Origin of the sequence: Okeania sp., from assembly GCF_035285525.1 — a bacterium.
GTDB lineage: Bacteria > Cyanobacteriota > Cyanobacteriia > Cyanobacteriales > Microcoleaceae > Trichodesmium.
Map to the genome: position 1 here is coordinate 1 of NZ_JAYKGW010000166.1, position 6,098 is coordinate 6,098.

Annotated in this window: 10 protein-coding genes; 8 read left to right on the forward strand and 2 right to left on the reverse strand. The window is 32.7% G+C overall.

Annotated features, from left to right (window positions below):
• Positions 1 to 129: 129 nt before the first annotated feature.
• Positions 130 to 330: a hypothetical protein gene (locus VKJ25_RS15880; protein ID WP_324237612.1), complete on the reverse strand. Its 201-nt coding sequence runs from the start codon at positions 328 to 330 to the stop codon at positions 130 to 132.
• Positions 331 to 659: 329 nt separating this feature from the next.
• On the opposite strand from VKJ25_RS15880, the gene VKJ25_RS15885 reads away from it, so the two are divergent.
• Entirely contained in the window at positions 660 to 1,406 is a 747-nt protein-coding gene (locus VKJ25_RS15885) for a hypothetical protein (protein ID WP_324237613.1), read from the forward strand.
• A 55-nt stretch (positions 1,407 to 1,461) separates the two neighbouring features.
• A complete protein-coding gene (locus VKJ25_RS15890; RefSeq protein ID WP_324237614.1) occupies positions 1,462 to 1,779 on the forward strand; it encodes a hypothetical protein in 318 nt (105 codons plus the stop codon).
• On the opposite strand, the gene VKJ25_RS15895 is transcribed toward VKJ25_RS15890, so the two are convergent.
• A complete protein-coding gene (locus tag VKJ25_RS15895) occupies positions 1,752 to 1,964 on the reverse strand; it encodes a hypothetical protein (RefSeq protein WP_324237615.1) in 213 nt (70 codons plus the stop codon). The genes VKJ25_RS15890 and VKJ25_RS15895 overlap by 28 nt on opposite strands.
• Before the next feature lie 42 nt (positions 1,965 to 2,006).
• Here VKJ25_RS15895 and VKJ25_RS15900 point away from each other — a divergent pair, with 42 nt between their 5' ends.
• The 6 genes from VKJ25_RS15900 (at position 2,007) to cofH (ending at position 5,972) form a co-directional block, all read left to right on the forward strand.
• A complete protein-coding gene (locus tag VKJ25_RS15900; RefSeq protein ID WP_324237616.1) occupies positions 2,007 to 2,243 on the forward strand; it encodes a hypothetical protein in 237 nt (78 codons plus the stop codon).
• Positions 2,243 to 2,758 (forward strand): PIN domain-containing protein, encoded by a 516-nt coding sequence (locus VKJ25_RS15905; protein ID WP_324237617.1) that lies wholly within the window; start codon positions 2,243 to 2,245, stop codon positions 2,756 to 2,758. Before VKJ25_RS15900 ends, VKJ25_RS15905 begins: the two co-directional genes overlap by 1 nt.
• A 12-nt stretch (positions 2,759 to 2,770) precedes the next feature.
• Positions 2,771 to 3,421: a Uma2 family endonuclease gene (locus tag VKJ25_RS15910; protein WP_324237618.1), complete on the forward strand. Its 651-nt coding sequence runs from the start codon at positions 2,771 to 2,773 to the stop codon at positions 3,419 to 3,421.
• A 239-nt stretch (positions 3,422 to 3,660) separates the two neighbouring features.
• Entirely contained in the window at positions 3,661 to 4,020 is a 360-nt protein-coding gene (locus tag VKJ25_RS15915; protein WP_324237619.1) for a hypothetical protein, read from the forward strand.
• A 3-nt stretch (positions 4,021 to 4,023) separates the two neighbouring features.
• Positions 4,024 to 4,296 (forward strand): hypothetical protein, encoded by a 273-nt coding sequence (locus tag VKJ25_RS15920; protein WP_324237620.1) that lies wholly within the window; start codon positions 4,024 to 4,026, stop codon positions 4,294 to 4,296.
• Between the two features lie 500 nt (positions 4,297 to 4,796).
• Positions 4,797 to 5,972 (forward strand): 7,8-didemethyl-8-hydroxy-5-deazariboflavin synthase subunit CofH, encoded by a 1,176-nt coding sequence (gene cofH, locus VKJ25_RS15925; protein WP_324237621.1) that lies wholly within the window; start codon positions 4,797 to 4,799, stop codon positions 5,970 to 5,972.
• Positions 5,973 to 6,098: the final 126 nt, after the last annotated feature.

Genomic DNA, 6,098 nt, shown 5'->3' on the forward strand with positions numbered 1-6,098 from the left:
TTCTGGGTAAGTTGGAGTTAATAAAGACCTCTCCCCCAACCCCTCTCCTGCAAGGAGAGGGGAGAATCTTTCCCCCCCTTCCCTCGCAGGGAAGGGGGTTGGGGGGTTAGGTTTTTTCACCTATAAAATTTATTTTGAACTATCGGATTCATTTTCTGTTTGTAAAGCTGGAATTATATCTTTTAATTTATTTTGAATTTCCTTGATAAATTCTGGTTCAAATATAGCAGTAGGTTGGGTTGAGAAACGAAACCCAACAATAGGAGAACAACAATAATCAAAGTTTTGTTGGGTTTCACTGCGTTCTACCCAACCTACATTCTTGGCCATAATTAACATAAAGTAGTAATATAAATTTTATTATTAATGTGTTGCTTGGCACATAAAAATACTATTTTGATGGAAATCTAATTATACAAATCGTAGAGAGAAACAAAAGTTTTGAAAAGTAGTTAAAATAATTGATGGTAGTTTATTAGAATTTAAGGTGTATCAGTCAGAATGAATGAAAAGATTTTGCCCCAAAAAAATGGCTATCTTAGTTTACCAGATTTAGAAGATGCAATTAATGCGCCCATCTGCACAAAAACTATTAATAGATTTTTTATGATAGAGAACATCCAGAAGAATCTTTAGGCGATTGGGTTAAAAATTTTAGTGTGTCTCTAAATTATCGGGTTAAAGAAGAGGATATTGAAAAGCTAGAAAATGTACGAAAAAGTTTGTATGTAAGAATTTTTGAGAGCCTAAAAAATTGGAAAAGTGCAGGAGTTGTTGGTCAGTTAAGTAAACCAAAACTCGAATTAGTTTTATATAAAGACAAACCTTACTATCAAAGAGACAAGCAAAGGTTATACATAGAATTTAGATATAAAAGTGTTCGTGAAACAAATATTACAATCTTGTTTCGGTGTTATGTACACAGCAATAACTTGTATATTGCTGTTGATTCTTATCTGTTGGGAAGACTACAAATTATCATTTTTTGTATGCATAACTTCTTCCTACTATTTATTTTCATGACTTTATTTTCTCTTGGCATACCTTTCCTTATTTTGGGGTTGATAGTTTTGATACCTTATGCTAACTGGATTTGGACTAAAATAATTAAGGCTTTGAGGCAAGGAGAAGGATTTTTAACTTCTCTTCGCCAACGTTTCCACAAACCAATTAGTGATAATTCTTTTGATGTGGATGATAAATCTATAATTTTGAAAGCCATATTTTCTTTAATACTGCAAGCAACGAAAAATGCTTTTAAGGAAAACAATTTTGCTGTTGAAGGTTTAGATGAAAAACTAGATGAACTTATAAATAATGCCTCCAATCAAACATTTAATATTGTTGCGGAAGGTGGCATATCTGGTGCAATTTTTGGTGGAACTAGCAACAAAGTTGTTAACTAAATATAGTTAGAAAAATAACCCTATTTGAAGTCTTTATAACTGAGGTGCAAAAAAAATGAGTGACCAATTTAAAATAACTGCAAAGAAAATTGAAGGAAGTCTATTTGGTGGTGTGGGCAATACTATAAAAAATAATTTTAGTAGTATTCAAGATATCCCTGATTCAGAATTATCTGAAGAAAAAGTAGTTGAGATATTAGCAAGTTTAGAGGATAAAATTCAGTCTTTTCCAGCACTAACACCTGCGACTAAAGATGAATCAATACTCAGTATTCAGCAAGTTAAATCTGAAGTTCAAAAAGATGTTCTTAATAAACAGCTTGCTGCCAGAAAACTGGAGACTTTTCACAAAACTATTAGTACAGTAAAATAAGCAAAGGAATTAGCTGAAGAAGTTGTTCCTATTACTGTCAAGGTAATTTCTTGGTTAACAACACTTTTTGTATAAGTAAATAAGTAAAAATAGAATAGGTAGATAATTTTCAGGCGATCGCTTTTTATAGTTTTTATAGTTTTATATTCTAGGAAGCGATCGCTTTTCATCAAGTTTTTATTCAAAGGTAAAACTTTAATGATTAAGTCATAGATACGAGGTATGAAATGAGAATTATACAAACAACCGGAACAGTGAAAAATGGAGAAGTAAAAATTACTGTTCCTCCAGAATTTAATAACGGTGAAATAGATATTATTCTGGTTGCTAAAAATGAGCCAGATGAATTTGAAATTATGCCGGAAATAGCAAAAGCAAAAGGATATGATTCTAAGGAAAAGATACTCGACCTAATCAAGAAAGTTAAATTAGAAATGGTTCAAGAAAAAGAGAGAATAAAATAATGTCTAAAATCAAACGTTTATGTCTTGATACAAATGTTTATATAATCGGCGTTCAAGAAGTTAATTCAGATGAGGGAAAAATTCTTGAATCTATAGGTTACTATGGTAAACAATATACTCAAATTGAAGCTGAAATTATTTTATCTCCTGAGTTAATTGACCAAATCCGGCGAGTAGGTAAATATTTATGGAATCAAGACAAAGCTGGTTTAGTTCTTAGTCTTATTTGGTCAAATCTAAACATCTTTGATGTAACCCCTGATGCAGAGTGGCGGAATCTCTTAAAAGAAATTAATTTAACAGGGAATATCCCCACAGAAGATATAGAAATTTTTCTTACAGCTAAGTTTGGATTAGCAGATTGTTTTGTCTCTTCTAATAGAGAACTAATTAAAGCGATCGCCGGTTTTGAGTGTTTAACTCCAGATACTTTTATCAAAAAATATTTCAAAGAAATAAATATCTGTAAATACTTGTGCAAAATACTAAATTCTATCAGCAAAATGAAGTTATAAGAGGTTAATTTTATGGTAGTTTCATCAGCAAATACCCAATCTTTTGTGAAACTTATCGAATACTTAAATTGTGACGCTATTGATAGCGATCGCTTATTAATTTATGGCGATATAAGCTGGAATACTTATGAAAATTTATTAGATTATTTAGGTAATTCACCTTATTTTAAAGTTGTTTATCATCAAGGAATTTTACAAATTATGTCTCCTAGTAGTCGCCACGAAATTTACAAGAAAACCTTGGGAATGTTGGTAGAAAATTATTGTTTAGAAACCGGCATTTATTTTTATCCCTTGGGTTCTACAACTTTGAAATCTCAAGATAAATTAAAAGGTCTTGAGCCAGACCAATGTTATTGTATTGGTAGTAAAAAAAAGATTCCAGATTTAGCAATTGAAGTTGTAATTACCAGCGGAGGAATTAAAACTTTAGAGATTTATAAAGGTTTAGGTGTTTCAGAAGTTTGGTTTTGGCAAAATGGAGAATTACAGGTTTTTTGCCTAGAAAATGGTGAGTATTTGCAGAAAAATAATAGTCAGTTATTGCCAAAAATTGATTTAGAATTGTTAGTTAGTTATCTAGATTGGGATGAGCCTTTTGATGCTATTTTAGATTTTAAAGCCAAAATTAGAAGTAAGAAAGAAGAAAGAAGTATTAAATAAATTAAGCAGCAGAAAATATCCCCCCAACCCCCCTTTAAAAAGGGGGCAGAACGAGTGAGAAGGTACAAATTTTTTTCATCTTAAGTGTGGTAAGTGGGAAAGCGATCGCTCTCAAACTAAAAAATTTCTCCAGAGCCAGATTACTTCCTTTAACAATTTTTATTTTAGCTTGAAATTATCATATCTAAATTATATACTAAAATCACAAAATAATTGGTAATAAAATTCCCTCAAAATTTATGACTCAAACTATTCCAGCTAAAGATATAAATATTCGTTACCTGGTAGATAACTTGAGACTTAAAAGAAACCAAGACCAGGAATTTTTCCGGGAATGGCAAGATAATTTATCAGAACTTACTGACTTAGAAAAACAACTTTTAAACCAAGTAAAATCGGGATTTATTAACCTAATAGATTATCCCCCAGTGCTAGAAAATATTGTAATAATGGCAGTAGTTGACCCAATTTTATTTATTGGCGGATTTTTTCTTCATCCATTCTATATTCGTTCTGAACCTGCAATTAATTTAGCAGTGGAAGATAAAGATATTATTATTAAAGGTAAGATTGATATTTCATTAAAAGACCAATTTTGAGCAATGGTAATTGAGTCTAAAAAAGCTGAATTTTCTACTGAAGCTGGCAGAGGTCAAATTCTTGCTTATATGTTAGCAAATCTTCATCCAAATCTTCCTAATTATGGGATGATTTGTACAGGTATAAGTTTTATTTTTGTTAATTTAGTGAATGGAAAACCACCACAATATGCTCTTTCAAAACTTTTTATTACTATCAATCCTGGTAATGAACTTTATGATATACTTAAAATTCTTAAACGTTTAACTAAAATTGCTTTATTAGGGATAATTTAATGGATAATTGATAATGATGAAAATTTTAAAGTTTGAGTAACCAGCCAAATTTTTGAATGCAAAAAGTATTAAATTTAGTACAACATTTAGCAATCAAATAATTATCAATTATCCATTGTTAATTATTAATTATTCTTGACTTTATAATCAGTCTATAATAACTAGATTTGGTATGCAGTGTTTCCCATTTTTATGAGGTACACCCCCATATGGGCTTTCCGGCCCGCACTATAATATTTTCATCGTTTACCCTGTACTTCATTTGCCCAAAATATGCTGTAAAACTCTTTATGGCCGAATCCCATTCTCCCCTACTTTATATTCAATAGTCTTGTTTTTAAGCAACACAAAATATCCCCCCCAACCCCGTTGGAAAGGGGGGCAGAAGGAGTGAGAAAATAAAAAGTTTTTCATCAATTAATTATTCGGATTCTATATTAAAACCTATTGAAGATTGTTATAATTATCTATTATTCATTATCCATGATCAACTAATAAACATGACTACTTTAAATTTAATAAACCAAAACCTGGAAACAATTTTAAATAGCGCTCTCGAAGGTGACAACTTATCCCCAAAAGAAGCACTGTTATTATTATCTCCAACTACTGAATCTAATTTCAGCAAACTTACTTTAACCAAACTGCCACCAGAAGTAACCGCTATCAAAAAAACAGCAGATAAACTCCGACAACAACAAGTAGGTGATACCATAACTTACGTTATCAACCGGAATATAAATTTCACGAATATCTGCGAACAACATTGTAGTTTTTGTGCATTTCGTCGAGGCGAGGGAGACGCGGGTGCATTTTGGTTAGACACTGAGCAAATACTGGCAAAAGCTAATGATGCAGTAGAACGTGGAGCAACAGAAATTTGTATGCAGGGAGGATTAAATCTTCAAGCTAAAGTTGCCGGAAAATCTTTACCTTATTATTTGCAACTGGTAAAAGGGATTAAAAATGAGTTTCCGCAATTACATTTACACGCTTTTTCTCCCCAGGAGGTACAGTTTATTGCGAGGGAGGATGGCGTCAGTTATGAATATGTAATTGCTGCTTTCCGGGATGCAGGTGTCGGATCGATGCCAGGTACTGCTGCCGAAGTTTTGGATGATGCGGTGCGGCGAGTTATTTGCCCGGAAAAAATTGATACGGCGACTTGGTTAGAAATAGTCGGTACGGCGCATCGGTTAGGAATGCCAACTACAAGTACGATGTTATGCGGTCATATTGAAACCCCCGAACAGCAGATTTTACACTTAGAGAGGTTGCGCGTTCTCCAACAAACTGCCATCGAAAAAGATTATCCGGCGAGAATAACCGAGTTTATTTTATTACCATTTGTTGGGCAAGAAGCACCTGCACCTTTGCGTCGGAGAGTAGGGCGATATCAACCTGTTTTATTGGATGTTTTATTATTAACAGCAGTGTCGAGAATATTCTTAGGAAATTGGATTATTAATCATCAACCGAGTTGGGTAAAACTTGGTTTAGATGGAGCAAAAGAGGCATTGAACTGGGGTTGTAATGATATTGGGGGTACGTTAATGGAGGAACATATTACCACAATGGCAGGTGCTGTGGGAGGTACTTGTATGGAGGTAGAAACTTTGCAAGAAGCTATTAAAAGTTTGGGTAGAAATTATCAACAAAGAGACACAGTTTATTGAAGTCAAAATTCAAAAGTCAGATATTTTGTAGGTTAGGTTGAGGAAGGAAACCCAACCAAATATGGAAGTCAAAATTTATGGATTCAAAATTCAAAAGTCAGATATTTTGTAGGTTAGGTTGAGGAA